Source organism: Paenibacillus sp. sgz302114, from assembly GCF_056120345.1.
Window position 1 is genome coordinate 634,368 of the sequence record NZ_JBVYOI010000001.1, and the last position, 23,791, is coordinate 658,158.

Annotated in this window: 19 protein-coding genes, 1 pseudogene and 1 other annotated feature; of the genes and pseudogenes, 14 read left to right on the top strand and 6 right to left on the bottom strand. The window is 49.8% G+C overall.

Features of this window, described 5'->3' with window-relative positions; genetic code table 11:
* Positions 1 to 9: 9 nt before the first annotated feature.
* Complete coding sequence (locus AC0LWF_RS02960) at positions 10 to 645, bottom strand: GNAT family N-acetyltransferase (protein WP_474650065.1); 636 nt, start codon at positions 643 to 645, stop codon at positions 10 to 12.
* 177 nt (positions 646 to 822) lie between these two features.
* Here AC0LWF_RS02960 and acsA point away from each other — a divergent pair, with 177 nt between their 5' ends.
* Entirely contained in the window at positions 823 to 2,547 is a 1,725-nt protein-coding gene (acsA, locus tag AC0LWF_RS02965; RefSeq protein WP_474650066.1) for an acetate--CoA ligase, read from the top strand.
* Between the two features lie 811 nt (positions 2,548 to 3,358).
* Here acsA and AC0LWF_RS02970 read toward each other — a convergent pair.
* Positions 3,359 to 6,535 (bottom strand): transglycosylase domain-containing protein, encoded by a 3,177-nt coding sequence (locus AC0LWF_RS02970; RefSeq protein WP_474650067.1) that lies wholly within the window; start codon positions 6,533 to 6,535, stop codon positions 3,359 to 3,361.
* A gap of 187 nt (positions 6,536 to 6,722) precedes the next feature.
* Positions 6,723 to 7,008 (top strand) — a binding site (T-box leader).
* A 49-nt stretch (positions 7,009 to 7,057) separates the two neighbouring features.
* On the opposite strand from AC0LWF_RS02970, the gene tyrS reads away from it, so the two are divergent.
* The 5 genes and pseudogenes from tyrS (at position 7,058) to AC0LWF_RS02995 (ending at position 12,718) form a co-directional block, all read left to right on the top strand.
* Positions 7,058 to 8,314: a tyrosine--tRNA ligase gene (gene tyrS / locus AC0LWF_RS02975; protein WP_474650068.1), complete on the top strand. Its 1,257-nt coding sequence runs from the start codon at positions 7,058 to 7,060 to the stop codon at positions 8,312 to 8,314.
* A gap of 151 nt (positions 8,315 to 8,465) precedes the next feature.
* A complete protein-coding gene (locus AC0LWF_RS02980; RefSeq protein WP_474650069.1) occupies positions 8,466 to 9,011 on the top strand; it encodes an NfeD family protein in 546 nt (181 codons plus the stop codon).
* 40 nt (positions 9,012 to 9,051) lie between these two features.
* Complete coding sequence (floT, locus tag AC0LWF_RS02985; RefSeq protein ID WP_474650457.1) at positions 9,052 to 10,590, top strand: flotillin lipid rafts scaffold protein FloT; 1,539 nt, start codon at positions 9,052 to 9,054, stop codon at positions 10,588 to 10,590.
* Positions 10,591 to 10,885: 295 nt separating this feature from the next.
* Positions 10,886 to 12,001 (top strand): annotated as a pseudogene (locus tag AC0LWF_RS02990) (glycoside hydrolase family 127 protein); the annotation flags it as partial.
* Positions 11,999 to 12,718, top strand: coding sequence for a glycoside hydrolase family 127 protein (locus AC0LWF_RS02995; RefSeq protein ID WP_474650458.1), 720 nt, complete (start codon positions 11,999 to 12,001; stop codon positions 12,716 to 12,718). The pseudogene AC0LWF_RS02990 and the gene AC0LWF_RS02995, both read left to right, overlap by 3 nt.
* Before the next feature lie 53 nt (positions 12,719 to 12,771).
* Here the strand turns inward: AC0LWF_RS02995 and rpsD are convergent, their stop codons facing one another.
* On the bottom strand, positions 12,772 to 13,371 hold the full coding sequence (gene rpsD, locus AC0LWF_RS03000) for a 30S ribosomal protein S4 (protein WP_474650070.1): 600 nt from the start codon (positions 13,369 to 13,371) through the stop codon (positions 12,772 to 12,774).
* Between the two features lie 355 nt (positions 13,372 to 13,726).
* On the opposite strand from rpsD, the gene AC0LWF_RS03005 reads away from it, so the two are divergent.
* The 5 genes from AC0LWF_RS03005 (at position 13,727) to AC0LWF_RS03025 (ending at position 18,408) form a co-directional block, all read left to right on the top strand.
* Positions 13,727 to 15,583 (top strand): diguanylate cyclase, encoded by a 1,857-nt coding sequence (locus tag AC0LWF_RS03005; RefSeq protein WP_474650071.1) that lies wholly within the window; start codon positions 13,727 to 13,729, stop codon positions 15,581 to 15,583.
* 153 nt (positions 15,584 to 15,736) lie between these two features.
* Positions 15,737 to 16,477, top strand: a complete 741-nt coding sequence (locus tag AC0LWF_RS03010) for a hypothetical protein (RefSeq protein WP_474650072.1) — start codon at positions 15,737 to 15,739, stop codon at positions 16,475 to 16,477.
* Positions 16,478 to 16,548: 71 nt separating this feature from the next.
* Positions 16,549 to 17,664 carry an aminopeptidase gene (locus AC0LWF_RS03015; RefSeq protein ID WP_474650073.1) on the top strand — a complete coding sequence of 372 codons (1,116 nt, stop codon included), beginning with the start codon at positions 16,549 to 16,551 and terminating at the stop codon, positions 17,662 to 17,664.
* Positions 17,665 to 17,741: 77 nt separating this feature from the next.
* Entirely contained in the window at positions 17,742 to 17,981 is a 240-nt protein-coding gene (locus AC0LWF_RS03020) for an HPr family phosphocarrier protein (protein WP_090573054.1), read from the top strand.
* Between the two features lie 145 nt (positions 17,982 to 18,126).
* Positions 18,127 to 18,408: an Fpa/YlaN family protein gene (locus AC0LWF_RS03025; protein ID WP_126017797.1), complete on the top strand. Its 282-nt coding sequence runs from the start codon at positions 18,127 to 18,129 to the stop codon at positions 18,406 to 18,408.
* 82 nt (positions 18,409 to 18,490) lie between these two features.
* Here AC0LWF_RS03025 and cax read toward each other — a convergent pair whose 3' ends face one another.
* On the bottom strand, positions 18,491 to 19,552 hold the full coding sequence (cax, locus tag AC0LWF_RS03030; protein ID WP_474650074.1) for a calcium/proton exchanger: 1,062 nt from the start codon (positions 19,550 to 19,552) through the stop codon (positions 18,491 to 18,493).
* A gap of 164 nt (positions 19,553 to 19,716) precedes the next feature.
* On the opposite strand from cax, the gene AC0LWF_RS03035 reads away from it, so the two are divergent.
* Positions 19,717 to 20,097 carry an Asp23/Gls24 family envelope stress response protein gene (locus tag AC0LWF_RS03035; RefSeq protein WP_474650075.1) on the top strand — a complete coding sequence of 127 codons (381 nt, stop codon included), beginning with the start codon at positions 19,717 to 19,719 and terminating at the stop codon, positions 20,095 to 20,097.
* Positions 20,098 to 20,148: 51 nt separating this feature from the next.
* On the opposite strand, the gene ftsW is transcribed toward AC0LWF_RS03035, so the two are convergent.
* Positions 20,149 to 21,363 (bottom strand): putative lipid II flippase FtsW, encoded by a 1,215-nt coding sequence (gene ftsW, locus AC0LWF_RS03040; RefSeq protein ID WP_474650076.1) that lies wholly within the window; start codon positions 21,361 to 21,363, stop codon positions 20,149 to 20,151.
* 24 nt (positions 21,364 to 21,387) lie between these two features.
* A complete protein-coding gene (locus AC0LWF_RS03045; protein ID WP_474650077.1) occupies positions 21,388 to 21,732 on the bottom strand; it encodes a YugN family protein in 345 nt (114 codons plus the stop codon).
* 276 nt (positions 21,733 to 22,008) lie between these two features.
* Here AC0LWF_RS03045 and AC0LWF_RS03050 point away from each other — a divergent pair, with 276 nt between their 5' ends.
* On the top strand, positions 22,009 to 23,157 hold the full coding sequence (locus AC0LWF_RS03050; protein ID WP_474650459.1) for an amidohydrolase: 1,149 nt from the start codon (positions 22,009 to 22,011) through the stop codon (positions 23,155 to 23,157).
* Between the two features lie 102 nt (positions 23,158 to 23,259).
* On the top strand, positions 23,260 to 23,709 hold the full coding sequence (locus tag AC0LWF_RS03055; protein WP_474650078.1) for a CBS domain-containing protein: 450 nt from the start codon (positions 23,260 to 23,262) through the stop codon (positions 23,707 to 23,709).
* Positions 23,710 to 23,791 lie beyond the last annotated feature (82 nt).

Consider the following 23,791-nt stretch of genomic DNA (forward strand, 5'->3'; position numbering starts at 1 on the left):
GCACAGTTGCTAATACATAAAGCGCTGTTTGAAGCGGACACGGTCGAATTGTTCAATGGAGCTGAGCGGTACTTCACGGCCGATTCGCACCATCAGGCAGTTAGCCGGATGGGCACAGATCTCAGGATCATCAGTCGCCACCCATTCCATGTTTACAGACTTCATCAGCCGCTCCATCATGGAGCGGTATTCCCACACGCTGAGGCCTGTTCCTTCCAGATCCCAGTGCCAATAATACTCCGTTGTATATACAATGACATTTTCTAACTGATCATAGGCAAAAGCGTTCTGAATCATTTTCTTTCCAAGGCCAAGCGAGCGGTAATCATCAGCAACTTCTACGGCACCGAGCTCGACCAAATCCGTCATGCCGCCTTCTGACCAGCGCTCCAGTTCGTCTGGATAGTGGAAGGTGACATAGCCGACGATGACTTCACCGTCTCTTGCCGCGATAATGCGGCCTTCCGGAAGCTCCGCGATCTCGGTGAGAGCTTTATGCTGCTCAGCCGGTCTGCGGAATGCATCGAGCTGCGGATGAAGAGTGAGACCGCTGATCGCCTCAGCGGGGAGCGGCCCTTCTATGACAATATCGCGTTCGATGTTCGGGACAATCTGCGCATGAATCCTTTTGCGATGTTCTAACAAGTGATGGCTCCTTTCCCGTTCTACACTACTTATAGCAAAAAAAACAAGACATGAAAAGAATGGTTCAAGCGCAGCAAGCGTGATATAATATGTAAGCGTATTCCTAGTAAGAGCGTCATTACGGGGGCTGCTCCCGCTAGAAACGGTTGTTGTATATTGGGTAGGAGGATGATGGAAATGTCAAACATGCATCAAGAACGGATTCCGGCAACGGCATCTGGCTCCAACATGACAAGCTATGAAGAAACCTATAATGCGTTTAGTTTTGATCAGCTTGAACAGCAGTTCTCCTGGCACGAAACGGGTAAGGTCAATATGGCTTATGAAGCGATCGACCGTCACATTGCAGAAGGCCGAGGCGATAAAATCGCCCTCTACTATAGCGATAACAGCAGAGACGAGTCTTATACGTACCAGGAACTATCCAAACAATCGAACCGTTTCGCGAATGTGCTTCGCGGACTCGGAGTCGAGAAGGGCGAGCGCGTATTCATCTTTATGCCGCGTACGCCAGAGCTTTATTTCAGCTTAATCGGTTCGCTCAAAGTCGGTGCCATCGTGGGACCGCTATTCGAAGCGTTCATGGAAACGGCGGTTAGAGACCGTTTGCTCGACAGCGGCGCTACGGCGATCGTTACGACGCCTGCACTTCTCTCACGTATTCCGCGCAGCGAGCTGCCTAATCTGAAGCATGTCATCGTATTCGGTGACAATGTGGAAGCGGGCGAAGGCATCGTTGATTTCAAAGCCGAGATGAATACAGCTTCGGATGAAGCTGAGATTGAATGGCTCGGACGCGAAGATGGTTTGCTGATCCACTACACATCCGGATCGACAGGCAAGCCGAAGGGCATTTTGCATGTGCAAAATGCGATGATTCAGCACTATTTTACAGGGCGGGTCGTGCTCGATCTGCAGCCTGATGATATTTATTGGTGTACGGCCGATCCAGGCTGGGTAACAGGAACGTCATACGGTATCTTCGCACCTTGGCTTAACGGTGCGACGAATGTAATCCGCGGCGGTCGCTTCAGCCCGCAGGATTGGTATTCGACAATTGCACGTTATGGTGTAACGGTATGGTACAGCGCGCCAACCGCATTCCGCATGCTGATGGGAGCAGGCGACGATGTCGTGAAGCAATTCGATCTGTCGAGCCTTCGCCACGTGCTTAGCGTCGGCGAGCCGCTTAATCCAGAGGTTGTACGTTGGGGTCTTAAAGTGTACAATCAGCGCATTCACGATACGTGGTGGATGACGGAGACTGGCGCTCAGCTGATCTGTAACTACCCGAGCATGGACATTAAACCAGGCTCGATGGGCAAGCCGATTCCAGGTGTGAACGCAGCTATTATCGACGATAGCGGCAACGAGCTTCCGCCATACCGGATGGGTAACCTCGCCATCCAAACGCCATGGCCTTCTATGATGCGTAAAGTATGGAACAACCCGGCGAAGTACGAGGAATACTTCCGCATTCCAGGCTGGTATATCTCTGGCGACTCTGCATATCGCGATGAGGATGGCTACTTCTGGTTCCAAGGACGTATCGACGACGTCATTAATACGGCAGGCGAGCGCGTAGGTCCATTCGAGGTCGAGAGCAAGCTGGTCGAGCATCCGGCTGTTGCTGAGGCAGGCGTAATCGGCAAGCCTGACCCAATGCGCGGTGAAATCATCAAAGCTTTTGTCGCGCTTCGTGAGGGCTACACGCCATCCGAGGAGCTGAAGGCGGATATTGCCAAGTTCGTGAAAGAAGGGCTGTCCGCGCATGCTGCTCCGCGTGAGATCGAGTTCAAGGATAAGCTGCCGAAGACACGCAGCGGCAAGATTATGCGCCGTGTATTGAAAGCTTGGGAATTGAACCTCCCGACAGGGGATTTGTCGACGATTGAGGACTAATCAGCGTTAGCTGATTAGGAGATGGAGCGTTAGCTGATTAGGAGATGGAGAGGAGGCTGTCCCGAAAGTAGGTAAGTTCACTACCGAGACAGCATCCTTATTTTTCGAAGATGGCTATTTTAACGCAAATAGTGGTGCAGAGGTTAACTCTGTACCACTATTTTTTTGTTTACGAAGTTATAGGCTCCCTAATTTTGAGGATAACCGAGAAGAAATTTCGCACATCCATGCCCTGATAATGGAGTCCTCTTTCGTCATGCAAACTCAGGCAAAATCACCGAAAATGTTTCGTTGAGAGCGGATAAACCCTCTCAAAGCGCTTAACGAGACCCGAATGATCACACGAGAGCGGGAAAGCCTCTCTCTCGATGCAAATTCAATCACGTCGTCCTGGGTTTTGCTAGTTTACGATTGGGGAGCTATTTCCTTATCTGCGAGTGCTGAATCTGTACTCTCAGAGCTTCAATCAGCCGAATATTGTGCTGAGAGTACGTAATATGGACTCTCAGCTCCGCCAAGCTGCCGATTTCGGTTGTTCCTTATCTGCGAGTGCTGCTGAATCTGCACTCGCAGAGCTTCAATCAGCCGAAAATTGTGCTGAGAGTACGTAATATGCACTCTCAGCTTCGCCAAGCTGCCGACTTCGGCTATTCTTATCTGAGAGTGCTGAATCTGTACTCTCAGAGCAAGTATGAAGTGCAGCGCATTTCCCGGTTAACCAGGTTTGCCAATGCATAGAACGAAAGAGAGGGCTTTCCTAAAAGTTATCTATAGATAACTTTCGGAAAGCCCTCTCTGTTAAGCAACCAAACTATTGCACACTTGCCGTCGCAGAGGCAGCGGATTCGCCGACCTCATTGACTGCAGTGACGCGGAAGAATCCGCTCGTCATTGGTGATACATACTCAAACCTGGCTTCATTCGTTGAGCCGATTTTTTTGTATCTGCCTTTCTCGCTTGTACTGAAATACACATCATATTGTGTAACCTGTTCAGAGGTCGCATTATCGAGCCATGTCAGCGTAATGCCGATATCGGTTCGTTCGATCCCAACATTCATTGGCGCACTCGGCGGCGTGAGTCCTGTTGCCTGCCCATTCGACGGTCCCTGGTTCCCGTTCGAGCTGCTGTTCGAACTACCATCATTACCAGGCAAAATGATGCCTGTGTCATCACCCGTATTCTGAGCGCCTGACTGTGAATTTGAATCACCAGGTAGATCTGTAACGTTCTCCGCTGGCGGCGGTGTGCCGACACCGTTTGTGACAACTAAGCTAGGCGCGGATTCCTTACCCGCAACGTCAACCGCTGTTACGTAGTAGCTGAAAATGCCAGCACCAACATAATTAACGAATCTTGTTTCCTCGCCTGTAAGAACGGGCTTATTCGTATTGACGAATTGGCCGTCGTTCACCTTGCGGTACAACCGATATCCGACAACATCCTTCTGAGGGGACGCTGTGTATGTAATTCGATATGCACTTGACCCTTCAACAGGCACAAGACGTACATTGGAAGGCGGTGAAGGGACCGCTCCATCGTCTACACGAGGGTCAACGATAGAAGGGGCATCCTGCGCTGCATCCGGCGGCAGGTACACAGACATTGGCCTGCGGCTGTCCGCTGGTAATTTCGACTGTGCGGCTTCGATCTCTTGCATGAGCGCATCGAGCGGCTTCTCGCGTTTCACAAGCGTCAGCTCTTTGATCATGTCAGCAGGAGTCGTAGGCTGCGGAATATAGTTGACGCCATTGAAGGAGATGATTGCCATCTTCACAAGCGCGTCGTCCGATTCCTTCGGAATGAACTTGCTGTTGAACCAGTCCGTCACAAGCTTGCCGCTTGCTCTTGTCAGCTCCGTCGGCAGCTTGCCGCTTACGCTGGACACAGTCGACTTCACGATACCCGAAGGCATGGTGAATTGCTTCGTTGGGAACAGCTCCGGCCGTTCATCCGTTATTTCGTTCATTATTTTCGACCAAATTTGTTTCGCATGATTGCGGCCATCTTTGGACAAGGAATTGATCTGCTTCTCGTAACCGACCCAGACACCTAGTGTGATGTCAGGAGTATAGCCCATGAACCACACGTCACCGTAGCTTTGTGTAGAACCTGTCTTACCGACTACCGGGATTTTGCCATATTTCTTGAACAACGTTGTAATCATATGACCAGAGCCGTTCTTCTCTGAAATAACCGTTCTGAGCATATCCGTCATCAGGAATGCCGTCTGTTCGGAGAAGACACGAAGAGGTTTCTTCTCATGCTCATAAACGACGTTGCCATTCGCGTCGGTAATCCGACTGATCATATAAGCGTCATTGAAAACGCCGTTGTCTGCGATCGCGCCATATGCATTCGTAAGCTCTTCAACGGACACACCGACGCTAAGTCCTCCAATAACGCCTGTCTTCGCACCGTCATCGATTGGTTTAAGCGTCGTAATGCCGAGCTTCTTCGCGAACTTCCACGCCTCAGGGATTGTCACCATATTGTTGAAGATCTTGAGCGCCGGCAAGTTTAAGGAGCGGTTCAGCGCGTCGCGGGCTGTAATCAAGCCGTAAAATTTCTTCGTGACGTTCATCGGGATGTGATAGCCCTTCTGTCCATCTTTAAGTACCATAGGCGTATCGTCCACGATACTCGCTGGCTGGATGAGACCTGCTTCAATTGCAGGCAGGTAAGCCGCGATTGGTTTCATCGTTGAACCCGGCTGACGCGTCATCTGCGTCGCATGGTTCATCTGCTCGGTGTAGAAGTCACGTCCCTCGAGCATGCCAAGAATTGCGCCAGTCTTATGATCCAGCATGACGGCTGCCGTTTGCTCCATCCCTTTGGTCTTGCTGTCCGGATCAAAGTTGGACGGATCGGAGCCGACTTTGTGCATTGAATTGTAAATCCGTTTGTCTATCGTCGTATAGATATGATAACCACCGCGGAGCAGGTGCTCACGGGCTTCTTCGATTAGCGGTGCGTTCTCTTTCTTGCGGACATCGCTAATTGTCAAATTCGGATCTTCCTGCATGAGCAGGATTTCGGCAGCCTGACGCTCGGACTCCAGCATGAGGTACGGGAATGTCGAGTAAGCTTTCTCCGTCGGCTTCGCGAGTGAGGCACGAACGTCGAAATTGAGCGCTTCATTATACTGTTCACTGCTGATACGTCCTGTTTCAAGCATGCGTTTCAGCACGATATGCTGGCGATCCATTGCCAGTTTGAAGCCGGATTCATTAAACTTCCCTTTGCTTGTGAAAGCGGTATAAGCGGAAGGACGCTGCGGCAGGCCTGCCAGATAAGCGGACTGCGCAATGTTCAGCTGAGTCAAGTCGGTAATATTAAAAATCCCTTTGGCAGCGGCTTTAATCCCGTACAAGTTGTATCCGCTGTTACCCGTACCGAACTGAACTTTGTTCAGATAAGCAGTCAAAATCTCGTCCTTTGTCATGAATCGCTCAAGACGCAGCGAGAGGAAGATCTCCTTCACCTTACGGCTGTCGGTCTTGTCCAGTGTAAGGAACACTTGCCTCGCCAGCTGCTGAGTCAGCGTACTGCCGCCGGTCTGCGTATCTTCATTTAATACCTTCTGTTTAACAGCGCGAGCAATTCCGTTGAAATCGACGCCGATATGCTTATAGAAATTGTTGTCTTCTGTAGCAAGCACGGCATTGATGACTTGCGGCGGAATATCGCTCCGCTTGATGAGCCGCCGATCCTCCTGCGTACGCAGCTGGCCGACAGGCGTTTGTCCATCATTGAAATATACAAATCCCGTGATCGCATTTTCATCAATTTTATTCTCGATGTCAGTGCGTGGACGTACTGGCTCGTCCTTGACGAAGGAAGCTACATAGCCAGCGACGGTTGCTCCGGCAAACAACCCAATTAATAAACCGAAGATGAATAACCATTTCAAGGTGATGAGCGTAACGAGCCCAAAAGTCCGCCATTTGCTGTATCCTTTTGTCTTCTGCTCACGTTCTTGTTCCATATAATGATAAGCCTCCTCTGATTAACAGAGCTATTATAGCATAAATCGCCAGCCTGATTGCAGCTTCGGGAGATGTATTTGTCTAAGAATTCACTAATTTGGCATTCGAATGGCTGGACGAAATGGGAATTCATTGACTTTTATTAATTGCATATGGTATAAGAAGATCAGTTAAAAAAGTTCATATTCCAACGTGTTGACAGGCTTCAGTAGAGCTGCAGATGGAACGTTTCAGAGAGCCGGTGGTTGGTGCAAACCGGTACGCGCTGCAACTTGAATTACCGCCTCGAGCTGATCAGACGAACGACGCGCAAGGTGACTTGTGACGTGCCAGTAGTCTGTTTCCGGATAGAATCCGTTATGAAATGAAGTGAGAGCCGCCTTATTCGTGAAGGCTCGTATCTATATATAGGTACGATTGCCGGCGACTCTAACGAGGGTGGTACCGCGAGCAAATCCTTCTCGTCCCTTGAGGACAGAAGGATTTTTTGTATTTTCCGGATAAGAGAGAGGACAGTTGAAATGGTTAAATGGGAAGAGCTAACAGCTGCACAGAAGCAAGAAGTTGAGCGCCAAATGGATGTAATCCGCCGCGGCGTTGTGGAGATTGTACCGGAGGATGAGCTGAAAGCGAAGGTGGCGAATGCAGTTGCAACGGGCAAGCCGCTCAAAGTGAAGCTTGGTCTTGATCCATCTGCGCCAGACATTCACATCGGTCATACAGTCGTTCTGCATAAGCTGAAGCAGTTCCAACAGCTGGGACACTCGGTACAGCTCATTATCGGTGACTTCACAGGCCGAATCGGCGACCCGACAGGCAAGTCCGAGACGCGCAAGCAGCTGACTGAAGAAGATGTGAAGCGCAATGCTGAGACGTACAAAAAGCAGATTTACAAGCTGCTTGATCCGGAGAAGACGACGGTTTACTACAACTCCGAGTGGCTTGGACCGATGAATTTTGCAGAAGTCGTCACTCTTTCGGCTAAAGTAACTGTAGCACGTATGCTGGAGCGCGATGATTTCACGAAGCGTTACACGACAGGCCAACCGATCAGCATCCACGAGTTCTTCTACCCGCTGATGCAAGGCTTCGATTCCGTGGCGCTAGAGAGCGATGTCGAGCTTGGCGGTACAGACCAGAAGTTCAACCTGCTCATGGGCCGTACGCTGCAGAAGGAATATGGCAAGTCGACGCAAGCAGCGATTATGACACCGCTGATCGAAGGCTTGGACGGCGTCAACAAGATGAGCAAGAGCCTTGGCAATTACATCGGTATCGATGAAGAGCCGAATCAAATTTACGGCAAGTCGATGTCCATTCCAGATGAGCTGATGTTAAAATACTACGAGCTAGCTACAGATATGAGCAATGAAGAGCTGGCTGCAATGCGTTCTGGACTTGCAGACGGCACGAAGCATCCGCGTGATGCGAAAATGGCGCTAGGTCGCACATTCGTACGGATGTACCATGGTGAAGAGGCGGCTGAGGCAGCGGAGCAGCATTTCATAACGGTGTTCCAGAAGCGCGCGCTTCCCGACGATATTCAAGATGCGGTGCTCAATGCAGCGGATCTTGATAACGGTACGATCTTGATCACGAAGCTGCTGACGACGCTTGGCATGCAAGCTTCCGTCAGCGAGGCGAGACGGAGCGTTCAGCAAGGCGCTGTGCGTATCAACGAAGAGAAGATTGAAGATCCGGCTGTTGTAGTTACTCCTGCTGACGGAGATATCATTCAAGTTGGCAAACGTAAATTTGCCAAGTTAGTGCTTCAATAGTATGGAGAGAAGCTTACTGTGCAGAGATTCTGCGGCAGTAAGCTTTTTTTTTTGCCCAATTTGGCGGAAACTAGGTTGAGCGAAACTTCTCATCATATGTAGCGTAATACATAACATGAAGGATTCTTCTAATTTTTGGATTTTGTGATAATTGAAGGGAGGGAGGGCTCTGGAAGGCTTATTTATCGGCTGTTTGACTTTAGGCATCTTGTTCGCAATAGTGAGCGTAATTATTGGCGACTGGCTGAGCGCTTCTCTTGACGGGATGCTCGATTTCTTATCGTTGGATGGATACCCCATCGTGCAGCCGACCACAGTCGTGAGCGGCATTACCGTCTTCGGCGGTGCAGGGCTGCTGCTTGAGCATCACACTTCATTGCATGCTGCACTTGTGATTCTCACGGCTATCCTCATCGGAGCTGCTGGAGCTGTCGGTATGTTTTTCTTCTACGTACGCCCTATGGCTCGCAGCGAGAACTCGACCAGCTATTCCATAAAGGAATTGACAGGCAAGATCGGAGAAGTCAGCATTACCATTCCGGGGAAAGGCTTCGGCGAAGTGCTCATTAAAGTCGGAGCGGGACTTACGAATCACATTGCCTCAAGCGTGGATGGCGATCAGATTCCGAATGGCGAACGGGTCGTCGTCGTTGGCATTGACGGACATACGCTCCAAGTTACCAAGCTAGAGCTGTAACAACACTGTAACTACGGACAAGAGAGGGGATTTTCACTTGATTCCAGATTACTACATTATTCCAGCAATTGTGGTTGGCGTTCTGATTGTGCTCGCTCTTGCCTTCTGGGCGAGATACCGTACGGTTGGACCAGATAAAGCAATGATCGTAACCGGTTCTTTCCTTGGTAGCAAGAATGCGACTGTTGATGAGACTGGACGCAAAATCAAGATCGTAAGGGGCGGCGGCGCCTTCATCCTGCCCGTGTTCCAGAAGTCTGACTTCCTATCCTTGCTCTCGCATAAGCTGGATGTTACGACACCTGAAGTGTACACCGAGCAAGGCGTTCCTGTAATCTGTGACGGCGTAGCGATCATCAAGATCGGCGGCGCAGTCGAGGATGTCGCGACTGCTGCAGAGCAGTTCCTCGGCAAGCCGACGGAGGCGCTGAAAGGCGAGGCACAGGAAGTATTAGAAGGCCATCTGCGCGCAATTCTTGGCTCGATGACCGTTGAAGAAGTGTACCGTAACCGGGATAAGTTTGCTCAAGAGGTACAAGGCGTTGCAGCGCGTGACCTGAAGAAAATGGGACTGCAGATCGTCTCGTTCACAATCAAGGATTTGCGCGATAAGCACGGTTATCTCGATGCGCTCGGTAAGCCGCGTATTGCAGCTGTGAAGCGGGACGCTGACATTGCAGAGGCTGAGGCGGTTCGGGATTCGCGGATCCAGAAGGCCAGAGCAGAAGAAGAAGGCTTGAAGGCAGAGCTGCTGCGCGACACGAATATCGCGGAAGCTTCCAAAGCGAAGGAGCTGAAGGTGGCTTCCTTCAAGAAGGAGCAGGATTCGGCGAAGGCGGAAGCGGACCAGGCGTATGCGATACAAGAAGCGCGTGCGAAGCAGCAGGTCGTTGAGGAGCAGATGCAGGTTGAGCTCGTCCGCAAAGAGCGCGAAATCGACCTTGAAGGCAAGGAAATTTTGCGCCGCGAGAAGCAGTATGATGCAGAAGTGAAGAAGAAGGCGGATGCAGACCGCTATGCGGTAGAGCAAGCGGCAGAAGCCGACAAGTCGAAGCGGATGCGCGAGGCGGATGCGGCGCAGTACAAGATCGAAGCGGAAGCGAAGGCGAATGCCGAGCAGAAGCGGCTTGAGGGACTCGCGATTGCAGACGCGGAGCGGGCAAGAGGTACAGCAGAGGCCGATGTCATCCGGCTGCGCGGTCTTGCGGAAGCGGAAGCGAAGGAGAAGCTCGCAAAAGCGTTTGAATTGTTCGGCGAAGCGGCTGTTCTCGATATCGTCGTGAAGATGCTGCCGGAGCTTGCCGGTAAAATAGCGGAGCCAATTAGCGCGATTGATAAGCTGACAGTTGTCGATACGGGTCACGGCGAAGGTGCTGCTCGCGTAAGCAATTATGTCACGACACTTATGGCGACAGCGCCAGAGATGCTGAAGAGCGTGTCGGGCATTGATTTGAACGCGTTCGTTAGAGGTCTGACTTCGAAGACTGCTGCGGGTGAAGCAGCAACAGCAGCAGCTGCTTCAATGCTGCCTGAGAGCTTGCCTTCAACGAATTTCATTAAGCCTGATCAAACGAGCTAATTCCTAGTGTAACGTTTCACCAAATGATCCGAAGCAAATGCTTCGGATCATTTTTTTTTGCCCAAAAGACCATCTCGACGAATGTCCTAATTGCAGTTATACTTCATTTAGAATGGCAATCTACTAAAATTTACTAGCATAAGAAGGGGAATTGAACATGACAAAACTTACGCAAGTTCCTTGGCGAAACGTTTCGATTGGCGAAGGCTTCTGGGGAACGTGGCAGCAGACGAATTCTAGCTCTACCGTGAATGCCGTTTACAATCGTTTCTAAGAAACAGGGCGAATTCATGCGATGAGTCTCGACTGGCAGGAAGGTAAACCAGATAAACCGCATGAATTTTGGGATTCGGATGTGGCGAAGTGGATGGAAGGCGCTGCGTATATTTTGTACTATCATCCTAATGAAGAGCTGAGTCAGAAGCTTGAGAACATCATAGATCTCATCGAGAAAGGTCAGCATGAGTCTGGTTACTTCAACTCGTTCTTCTTAACGCTTGAACCACAGAACATCTTCACTGACCGTAGTGCGCATGAGCTCTATACAGCAGGTCACATGATTGAGGCAGCAGTTGCCCATTTTTACTCTACAGGAAGTAAGCGCTTCCTTAATATTATGTCCCGTTTCGCCGATTGCATTGAGGATGCTTTTGTAATTAACGGAACAGCTAAGTACACCACATGCGGTCATCAGGAGATTGAGCTTGCTCTCGTACGACTCTGGCAGGCAACAGAAGATGAACGCTATCTGGAGCTATCGAAGCACTTCGTTGATTCTCGTGGAATAGATCCGAAGGAGCGGGTGTTCTCGGTGCCAAACGGTACTCCGCCAGCCGATCCGAAGGTGCGCTGCTACGTTCACTATAACGACAGCTATGCGCAGGACGATGCACCGGCTCGCTAGCTGCCTGCTGCGGCAGGCCATGCCGTAAGGGCGATGTATTACTATTCCTCCATGGCGGATCTCTCCAGAGACTATGATGATAAGGAGCTGTACGAAGCTTGCTTGCGCCTCTGGAACGATGCAACACTTCGCAAAATGTACGTAACAGGCGGAGTTAGTGCGGATCGTTACGGCGAAGCCATCGGAGCGGCGTTTACGCTTCCGAATGCCGGGTCTTATGCAGAAACCTGCGCGTCCATCGCAATGGCATTTTTCGCGCAACGGATGTTCTCGATGGAGCCTGATGCGCGGTTTACCGATATCGTTGAACTGCAAATGTTTAATGGCGCATTGGTCGGATTGTCGCTGGACGGGACAGGCTTCTTCTACGATAATGCGCTGCAGTCATCGCCGGCTTACAATGACTTCTCGCGCGGCATTGACGATAAGCGTTTGCCGTTCCCTCACTACCGGCGCGAACGCGTATTTGAATGCTCCTGCTGCCCTCCGAACATCCTACGATTCATCGGAGCGCTTGGAGAATATGTCTACGCGACGGAGAACGATACCGTATATGTCAGCCAATATGCGCAGAGTGAGGCGAGCGTCCAGTTAGCTTCTGGCGCTTTGCAGATCTCACAGGTGACCAACTATCCTTGGACGGAGACGGTCACGGTTAAAGTGGACGCAGAGCAAGCGCCGAATTCGGTTGTTGCCTTCCGTATGCCGGGCTGGTGTACAGCTCCAACCGTTACGATTGACGGTACGGTCGTCTATGGCAACGGAACGATTGCACACGGCGTCGTTGAAGCACGAGGTTATGTATATCTTCCTGCTGCGCTGATTGCTGGCGGCACAGTTGTTCTGAACTTCCCGATGAAGGTCGTCGAGCTTGAAGCCAATCCACTCGTCTCAGAAGATTGTGGCAAAATTGCGATAATGCGCGGTCCTATCGTTTATTGCGTGGAAGCAGAGGATAATGCCGGCATCAATGTTTTTGATCTCACAGTGCTTCGCAATCCTCAATATGAGAATCAGATGGGAGAAATAGCAGGTGTTCCGATGGTGCTGCTAAATGGCAAAGCGGCGGTGCGCTCGACAGAAGGCTGGACGAATACGCTATATCGCCCCGGCAGCTCCAAGTTTACGAATGTAGACTTCACGGCGATTCCGTATTTTGCATGGGCGAATCGTGAAGCTGGGGATATGTCCGTGTGGTTGAAGAAGGAATCGATGATTTCATAATAAATACACAAAAAAAAGCGATCCGGAGCAAATGCTCTGGATCGCTTGATTTATTAACGGCTGTAGAACTCGACGATTTGCTTCTCGTCGATCTCTTGTGGAAGCTCAGCGCGCTCAGGAAGACGAAGGAACTTGCCTTCAACAGCTGCTTCGTTGAACTCCAGGTAGTTTGGCAGGAAGTTGCGACCAGCCAAAGCTTCTTTAACGGATTTCTGTGCACGGCTGCGCTCACGCAGACCGATTACATCGCCGAGTGCTACTGTGTAAGAAGCGATATCGACTTTTTTACCGTTTACTGTAACGTGACCGTGGGATACCAATTGACGAGCACCTGCACGGGAGTTAGCGAAACCAAGACGGTAAACCAGGTTGTCCAAACGGCTCTCAAGAAGGGCCATGAAGTTTTCACCGGCAATACCTTTCAGTTTCGAAGCTTTATCGAACAAGTTGCGGAATTGTTTCTCGTTCATTCCGTACATGTGACGAAGCTTTTGCTTCTCTTGCAATTGGATACCGTAACCGCTCATTTTTTTACGTTGGCCAGGACCGTGTTGACCTGGAGGGAAAGCACGTTTCAATTCTTTACCTGTACCGCTAAGGGAGATGCCGAGGCGACGGCTAAGTTTAAATTTAGGACCTGTATATCTTGACATGTGTCGTAAAACTCCTTCTTCAAATGGGATGTTTGAAAATGGGTGTTTCGCCGAGTGCTGTCGATTGCCACATTGTATAAACAATGAAGGCCTAATATGCATGTTCAGCCGCAGGCATATTAGCGACAGTCTCTTGAGGGTGACACAAAACCGTTCCCATGTATTCAACTATAAATATTATATAAATTCAGGGGTCAAAGTCAAGCGGTTTGCGTTATAAAAATGTAGGACAATTTATAACATTCTACTTTGGGTTGCAAGTCCTATTGATCGAGCCCCGGTAATAGTGCATTTACACTACTAATCGAGTATAGTAATAGAATGGTCATGACTGACAACAAAGAGGTGGCTGCTTATGGCAAGAAACAGTGACTCACAGTGGAAGATCTTATCGATAAATGTGACACACAGCAAAGTGCAGCAGCCTAATCTAGAGCTCTTTCAAAGAGATGTACGTGAGAGGGACGAGTATGACATTGATGAATTGCTGAAGGAGAGCTTCCAGCAATGGTTGGACGAGACGCAGCAGACGCGCTCGCCGCTCCTTCATTATAGTTTGGAATTATGCCAGGCTGGCGGCCAGCCGCTCGTGCAAACAGGGCAAGCCAATCCAGCAGCGCCGCATCAGGTCATAGAAGTGCCGATTACGATGCGATCAGACGATACTCAGCTGCTTGGCCTGCTACGCTTCAAGAAGCAGGACATGAGCGACGATATTATCGCGCTCTTGCATGCTGCAGCGATGCACATCAAACAAATCTTTTATCACCGGTATGATCTGGACCAAGCCGCGCAGCTGCTTAGGCAGCACCAGAGGCGTATGCTTGACGAAAGCAGCCGCGACATCTTGTTCCTCGTTGCCAAGCGTCTCCATGATCAGAATGACGTCTCCAGCGTCCTTCAAGTGCTTCTGGAAGACTTCGCGCAGCTATATCCGTACGCGGAATTTCAGCTGTATCTTTCCCAGGACCATGTAAATGTGGATCCGCGGGTAAAACCGCTTCTTCTGCGGCACGCGATGGAAGATCTGAATGCAAAGGCTTTTCTGACCGGCCAGCCGAATCAAATGGAGGACGAGCAGGGCAGAATTAAGCTCGCGGTTCCGATGTGCGGCAAACAAGCTGTGTACGGCGTACTAAGCATCGGTATGCAAGGTGAACGATGGGACGAGTCGGAACTGGACGCATTGATCATGCTTGCAGATACGGCAGGCTCGGCCTTCGAGAACGCGAAACTGTTCGAGCAATCTAATTTGCTAATTAGCGAGCTCCAGCTCATTAATGAATTAACGAAGCGGCTTAATCAATCGCTTCGGCTAAGCGAAGTGTTTGAGTTTGCCGTCAGTGAGCTGCTTTCTATATTTAAGGCGGATTACTGCAATATTTTGCAATTAAATAATGATGGGAAGTTTCAAGTTGTCGCGAGCAACTTGCCGCATGAGGCGAATGAGTCGTATTCCACTCGTTACGGATTTTGCGGAATGGTATACAGCACGAGGGAACCGCTCATTATTGCCGATTACTGGTCCACGCGCATTGTCGACTCAAAGCTGATGGACGCGACCGGCTCAAGATCGCTGATCGCCGCGCCATTAATGGCTGGACAAGACGTCGTTGGCGTTATTATGGTTTCACATCAGAATGCGAATTATTTCTCCTATGAGAATTACAAGCTGCTGCAAGTGCTGTCAACGCATATCGGGCTTGCAATCTCCAATGCATCCTTGCATGCGGAGGTTCGCCGGATGGTCATTACGGATAATCTGACCGGCTTGTATGCACGTCATTATTTGAACGAGAACATTCAAATGAAGCAGCGCAAAGATCCGTTCGGCTCACTCGTACTTGTAGATATTGATCATTTCAAGAAAGTGAATGATACTTACGGTCATTTGCACGGCGACAGCATCCTGGTGACAGTAAGCGAAGTGATCCGATCATGTATCCGTGATAGCGACATTGCAGCAAGATGGGGTGGCGAGGAGCTTGCCGTATACTTGCCTAAAATACGTACAGCACAGGCTTATCGGATCGCGGAACGAATTCGCAGCATGGTGGAGCTTCATACGACCCCGGTTGTAACGGTGTCATGCGGCTTGTCGGAATGGACGTTTGAGGATGAGAAAATTAGTGTAGAATCCCTTTTCAATAAAGCGGACGTGGCCTTGTATGAAGCGAAGAAGAAGGGCCGCAACTGCATCGTCATTGGTTAACGGATATAGAATAGCGAACGGGAGCGCCTCAGGTGCTTCCGTTTTTTTGTCGTAAGATTTTCACATAGAAATGGTGACAACCGTTTACGATTGCATAAAGCGAAGCTAGGCTACAGACGCTACAAGCAAAGTATTAATGAGGAGGGATGTCAGATGAGAAAGCTGCGAATAGTAACGTTTGGCTGTGTCCTGCTCATGCTGCCTGGCTGTGGCAACGCGGCAAACAATAGATCACCGCAAGAGCTGCTCTCCCTTTCGGTGTCTGGTCTATCTGGCGTTGATCGGTATGCTTTTACAGGAAAGACCGGCATTGGCTTCGGAAGCAGTGGGACCCAGAGCAAAGCGACTTCGTTCGAAGGTACCGTCGAGAATCATAATCAAGTTCAGCTGAAAGCAAGCGAGAACGACACGCTAAGCTCAAATGTACGCCCGCTCGAGCTGCTCACTGAAGTGCAGAAGACTGCGCAGACAACAGAACTCATCGAATCCGAGTCGGGCAACCGGACTGCTGTGCTGCGCATCAAGGCGAATGAGAAGCTTGCGAGCGAGAACTGGCGCAAGAAGCTGCGCAGTGAGTTCAGCGTGTTGGAGCAGAAGGTGCCTGCCGCCATAAGTGCGAAGATGAAGAGCAAACAAACGATTGCTGCGAGCAAGAGGTCAGATCTTGAGAAGGCATGGCAAGAAGAGCTTGCGAAGTCGAAGAGCCAGCTCGAGGACATGCTGTCCACGCTGCGCGTTCAGTCGAACTACCGCTTAATTATCGACCGGAACAAGCTGCTGCCACTTCAACTGGAGGAGCAGACGGTGCTTCGCTACAAGGCGGAAGGCGAGCAGCAGCAGGAATCGCGGAAGACGGTGGTCAAGTTCATGCGTCAGGGCGGGGGCAATCTATAGGTTCGTGCATCCGAGTTGAAAAAGTGGTAGGATAGAATTGAAATTCTTAAACTTTGGAGGTTTTATTAACCATGCGTGATCCTCGTATGCAGAAGCTTGCTCAGAACTTAGTTGGATACTCCATCAATGTACAGCCTGGAGAAAATGTCCTCATTGATATGATTGGCTCAGAGCGTGAACTTGCAAAATGCATCGTCGAAGAAGTTGCTAAAGCAGGCGGACGCCCCTTTGTGGAAACAAGCGACCGTTCGGTGCTTCGTTCGATGCTGATGAACGCGACAGAAGAACAAATCAAGCTGTGGGCTTCGTTTGATTTGGATCGTATGAAAGCGATGCATGGCTATATCGCGATCCGTTCCGGCGAGAATATTAACTCCCTTGCTGACGTGCCAAGCGACAAAATGCGTCTTTATGAGAAGTACTACCGTCATCCTATCCATTCCGAGCAGCGCGTAAAACACACGAAATGGGTCGTGCTTCGTTACCCGAACGACTCCATGGCGCAGCTTGCAAACATGAGCACAGAAGCTTTTGAAGACTTCTACTTCGATGTATGTAACCTTGACTATGCGAAGATGGATAAAGCACAAGACCCGCTGGCTGAGCTGATGTCGAAGACAGACAAAGTCCGCATCTTATCGCCAGGCACGGACTTGTCGTTCTCGATTAAGGGCATTGGCGCAAGTAAATGCTCCGGCGAACGCAACATTCCAGACGGCGAAGTGTTCAGCTGTCCGATCAAAGAATCCGTACAAGGCACAATTACATACAATGCGCCTTCGGTATACTCCGGCATTACGTTTGAGAACATCAAGTTCACGTTCAAGGACGGCAAAATCGTAGAAGCGACAAGCAACAATACCGAGAAGCTGAATGAGATTCTCGATACGGATGAAGGCGCTCGTTATATCGGTGAATTCAGCCTTGGCTTCAACCCGTACATTTTGTACCCAATGAAAGATATTTTGTTCGATGAGAAAATTTCCGGCAGCTTGCACTTCACTCCAGGCCAAGCTTATGAAGAGACGGATAACGGCAACCGTTCCGCGGTTCACTGGGATCTTGTCCTTATCCAAAGACCGGAATATGGCGGCGGAGAAGTGTACTTCGATGATCGTCTGATCCGCAAAGATGGACTGTTCGTCATTCCAGAATTGGCAGGGCTGAACCCAGAAAGTTTGATGTAAATAAGTCTTGTATGTGACTTTAAATCGGGTTATGATGAGGAAGTTAGCGATTCTAACTAAATTATGGAGGGATTCCCATGTCCAATAACGCGGCAATCGTAGATATTTCCCAAACGGCTAATAAATTCGTATCATCCATCGTACTTCAAGCCGAGAATAAATACATTGACGTTAAGAGTATTCTCGGTCTTTTCACAACATTGGTCGGCGGACTTTCCTACGAGCTTCACGTGCACGGCTCAGATGCAGAAGAAGCGAAAGCGGCTCTCTCTGAAGTGTTCGCGAAACATAATTTGAACGTTAAAGTTATTGAATAGTAAGCTGCTATAGTGAACAACCTGAAAGCGCCTTTGCTGAATAATCAGCGGGGCGCTTTTTTCGTTTGACCTTGTACATTCCGTTCATTTCGACTAATATAAGATTATAAAATGTTTCGTAAGTAGCGCGAGAAGGAGGAGTACGATGTCTTCATCCGATGTTCTTATTCACCTGCATCAAAAAGCGATCAATCTCCTTCACGAGGATGCCAATAAAATCGAGAAGTTAATCGAAGTGCAAATGGAAAATTTGGCAACGAGAAAATGTCCGCTATACGAAGAAGTGCTGGACACTCAAATATACGGTTTTTCCAAAGAAATCGATTTTGCAGTTCGAGCAGGACTTGTTTCCGAAGTGGCAGGCAAAGAGATGATTAGCAAACTCGAGCGGAACTTGGCACAGCTCTATGAAGCTCTAGGCAACTAACCGCTTAAATAGTGCGATGAATAACAAAGACGCTCCCTCATGCGAGGGAGCGTCTTTGTTATATATCTTTAGTTCGGCTCGTCTACACGAGATAGAACGAGATGCCGAGAATAATGTAGACTATGAGGAGAAGAGCGCCTTCGTACCAGTTCGTCGTTCCGTCCTTGGAGATCGACTTGGCGATAAAGACGGATACGCCGATGGCCGCAAGCTCGATCGGGCTGAAGACGATGTCCATCGTCTCTCCGAACAGTGCGCTGACAAGAATAAGGACTGGTGCAACGAATAGCGCGATCTGAAGGCTGCTGCCAACCGCGATTTCAACTGCAGCACCGATCTTGTTCTTCATCGCCAGCATAACTGCCGCACTGTGCTCTGCGGCGTTACCGACAATGGCAATGAGGAATGCACCGACGAACACTTCCGAAAGCCCGAACTTGGCTGTGAAGGAGTGCAATGTGCTAACTAGCCATTCAGATACAAACGCGGTCATTACGGTAGCCAAGACGAGATACATAATCGACTTGCCTTTGGACCAGGCAGGTTCTTCGCCATGATCCGGCGTCGTTTCTTCTTCGTCGGCCAAAATATCTTTATGTGTCACCATCGAGAAGACGAGCCACAATATGTAGGCGACAATCAGAATGCCAGCAATCGTTAAGCTTAGCATATTCGTCTTGTGCGTCGTGAAATGCTGTGTGGAGATAAAGATTGCCGGGATGCCAAGCGCGATAACGGCTAGAATCATCAAGGATGAGTTATGGCTGGCAAGCTGTACATTGAAGCGCTGCTCTTTATATTTCAGGCCGCCCAGCAGGACGCTGGCACCAAGAACAAGCAGCAAGTTACCTATGATGGAGCCGGTGATGCTCGCTTTTACCATATCGAACAAGCCTTCGCGTACAAGGAAAATGGCGATAATGAGCTCAGCTGCGTTACCGAACGTGGCGTTCAAGAATCCGCCAAGCCGTTGTCCCGCGTAGTGTGCCACGCTCTCTGTCGCTTTACCGAGAAAACCGGCGACGAACAAAATCGCGGCTGCGGAAATAATAAATTCAATAATCGTTCCGAAGTGGGCGTAATGGCTTATACCGCTGAGTACAAATAAAGATAGAAGCAAGGTGAAAAACAATTTCTGGTTCAACGAAGCAGCACCTCTCTTGAGCATTTTGATGAAAATGGAAATCTGTTAACACTATAGCTGAAAAAGGGTGTTGTGTAAACTTGTCGTCTCATCGTAACGATACCTTGATTCAAAAGTTGTGTTCTATTACAATGGAAACATAAGGTGAATAAGGAGTGAGTGGCATGACAGAAGAACTTCAAACAGGCATTATTCGTATTTCCGACGACGTAGTTGCCACGATCGCGGGATTGGCTGCACTTGAAACTCCAGGTATTGCTGCGATGTCCGGAGGGATCTCTGAAGGATTAGCTAAGCGTCTGAGCGGAAAAAACGCACAAAAAGGCGTATCTGTTGAGGTTGGCCAGTTGGAAGCTGCAATCGATCTGCGCATTATTGTGAAATATGGCATCCCGATTCAGGAGGTATGCCGCCAATTGCAGGAGAATGTCCGCGAGACGGTAACGAATATGACAGGCCTTCATGTCGTTGAGGTCAACATTAAGGTAGAAGGCGTTGCTTTCAAGGAAGACGAAGCACCGGAAGAAACAGCGCGTCTGAAGTAATCGACTCGGTCCAAATGTCAAAAGGCATGCTCATGTGAGCATGCCTTTTGTTTATTTACGAGCAGAGTGCTGCGGTCGTAATGTTTGGGTATGTTTTGCAGTCGTTCGTGACTGCTGTGGCTTCTCTGGACGATTGTACTCGCGAGAGATGCTGAGCAACACGCCCATGCCAAGCAAGGAAACGATCAACGACGAACCGCCATGGCTGATGAACGGAAGCGTAACACCAGTTAGCGGGATTGCGCCAGTTACACCGCCGATATTGACGAGTGCTTGTACCGCAAACAACCCGATAATGCCGACGCCGACGATGGTGCCATACGTGTCCGGACACCTCAGCGCAACGAGCAAGCCTCGCCACAGGAAGAACAGATAGAAGAGCAGGAATAGCAAACTTCCAATAAATCCGAATTCCTCGGCTATGACGGAGAAAATAAAATCGCTGTACGCATAAGGCAAGTAGTGGAGCTTCTGAACGCTGTGGCCGAAGCCTGCGCCGGTAATGCTGCCATGTCCAAGCGCCTGCAGGGAGCGGGACAGTTGATAGGTGCTGTTCTGCTCGTCCGATGTCGGATCCATAAAAGCGGTAAATCGGTTAATCCGGTAATCCCAGCCCGTCGGATCTTTCATGATGGAGATGCTTGCCCATGCACCAACAAGTGACGAAATAATAATGCCTGCGAGAAACAGCTGCTTCAGGTTGGCGCCGCCTGCAACGATAATAATAATTGAACAAGCGCCAATGACGATACATGCGCCAAGATCGGGCTGCATCATAATAAGCCCGCAGATGAAACCGATGATGATGAAGACGGGAACGAGCCCTTTCTTGAAGTCCCGAAAGTTATCGCCTTTCTTGGAGATCAAAGAGCCTAAATAAAGGATAAGTCCAAGCTTTGCAAATTCAGTCGGTTGTATGCCAAGAGAACCGACGCCAAACCAGCTGCGTGCGCCGTTCAATTCTTTCCCTATGAAAGGAACGAGAATGAGCATAATCAGGACGGGGATAAAGTAGAGGATGAACCCTTTTTTAAAAACCGTGTAGGGTATGTTCATGATGACGAACATGGAGACGATGCCCATAACGGCCCACATCAACTGGCGCTTCGTGAAATACAAGGCATCAAAATTGGAGCTTTTGGAAATGACCGCTGTGTTCGAGCTGGCGCTGAATACCATTACAAGGCCGAAGCCGACGAGCAGCAGCGTAAGAACGAGTAATAAGAAATCCGGCCTGCCGCGCAGGCCGGTTATCTTCTGTTTCATTGGTTGTTGTGGACTCATCGCCCATTAAGCAAGCAATTTCTTCAATTCTTGCAAACGTTGATTAGCGGAGTTAAGAATCGCTTGAGGTACTGGCGACTCATAATCCAAGCCGTGCGGGAAAGTTGCGCGTCCGATATAGACGGTTTCCACTTGAAGCACAGCGTGCGATGATTCCAGCTTGCCCTCAATTGCGCGGACATTGAAGCGCAGGAAGTAATCTTCGCGGTTAGTGCGGTCTTCCAGCTTCAAATCATAAGTAGCGCGATAATATTCCCATTGCCAGCGAACGAAGCCAAGCTTCTCCGAGGACTCGTCAAGATGCGCAAGGTCACTAGTCATGCCATTCAGGCCTGTATTCTCAATAATCATGTGGGGTGCGTCCTCCTTCAAGCTTCAAAACAGGTTTTCTTCTTATCCATGATAGTATTTTTCACCTGCTAGTGCAAGCCTTCCTCTTGCGACAACCATGCGCCAAAAGTGACATTTTATCGAAAAATGTTCCCATTATTTAACCAAAACGTATCTTTCGGTAACTTCTATCATTCTGCTACAATAGGGAGATAAAGTCATTAGGGCGCAAGGAGGTTTGTTAGCGTGGAGATTACAGCAACAACAGAAGCACAGCTGCAAACTGTATACCCTCAAATGGTACAGTGGCGTCGTTATTTGCATCAGCATCCGGAGGTTTCATTTCACGAAGTGGAAACATCGCGCTGGATTGCAGACCGCCTGAAGGAAATGGGCATTCATGTGCAAGAAGGTGTTGGCGGAGGCTACGGGCTGATTGCGACGATTAAAGGCGACAAGCCAGGTCCTGTCGTAGCGCTGCGCTGCGATATCGACGCTTTGCCGATTCAGGATGAGAAGAAAACAGACTATATCTCGACCGTTCCAGGTGTCATGCATGCATGCGGGCATGATGCGCATACATCGACGATGCTCGCGATTGCGAGCTACTATAACGCGAATAAAGAAGCAATTGCCGGCGAGCGCAGGCTGATCTTCCAGCCAGCGGAGGAAGTGTCGCCAGGAGGCGCGAAGAGTATGATCGAAGCAGGCGCGCTTGATGGCGTCGATGCGATCTATGGCGTGCATCTGTGGACGCCGATGCCTTATGGAACGGCGGCGACGAGGCCAGGACCGTTTATGGCAGCGCCGGATGAGATCTACATTGATATTGCCGGCAAAGGCGGGCATGGCGGGCTGCCGCATGAGACCATTGATGCGATTCTAGTCGGCTCGGCAATGGTACAGGCTATTCAAACCGTCGTAAGCCGCAATGTCAATCCGCTTGATCCAGCTGTTGTATCCATCGGTTCGTTTCAAGCTGGATCGACTGCAAATGTCATCGCCGAGCGATGCAGGATGATCGGGACAGTTAGAACGTTCACGGAAGAGGTTCGCGCCTTTATTAAGGAGCGGCTGTCGGTCATCGTGAGCCAAACGGCGGCGATGTACGGCGCTACTGCGACTTTTGAATATCGGGACGGGTATCCGCCGGTGGTGAATGATGCGAATGAAGCGGCACGGTTCTTCAAAGTCGCGCCTTCCGAATTTGGAGAAGCTGGTGTATCGGAATCGCCGCTCATTATGGCAGGTGAAGATTTTACGTATTATCTTCGAGAGGTTCCCGGATGCTTCATGTTCGTCGGAGCAGGCGGTGAAGCATGCGGTGCGACATACCCGCACCACCATCCGCGATTCGATATTGATGAACGAGCGATGCTGCGCGCTGCCAAGCTAATGATTGCAATGGCGGACGATTACGCGTCGGAAGCGACTTCTGGCGTCTGAGGCTTGTGATGCATGAGGGAGTCACCTCAAGGCTAACCTAACGGATGAAGCAATGCTGCAAACGTCGTGCGGCTACTTCATTAAGAAGGGAGCAATAGTGAAGTGACGAGACTTGTAAAAGATCTGATGTCCACCAATTGTGTGACAGCCACACTGCTCGATAACGTGTATGAGCTTGCTGTTTTGATGAAGGATCACGATATTGGTTTTGTGCCCATCGTTGACGGAAAGAAGCTGATCGGAATTGTGACGGACCGGGATTTGGTCGTCCGCGGCTATGCGGAAAAGCATTCCGGTTCGACAGCGGTTTCGGAAGTCATTACGACCGATATTCGAACGATTGATTCGAATACGACCGTCGATGATGCGGCTCGGATTATGGCCGATCACCAGATTAGGCGGCTCCCCGTTGTGCAGGATGGTAATCTTGTTGGGATCGTGTCGATTGGAGATTTGGCCGTACGCGAAATATTCGTGAACGAAGCGGGCGATGCGCTGAGCAGCATTTCGCAGCAGCATGGCGGGGATATACAGCATCAAACCGTACACTAAGAGAAACGCGATTCAGCCCTTATCGGCTGGATCGCGTATTTTTTTTGCAATATCAGAAAGTATAAATTTAAATTAATCATTA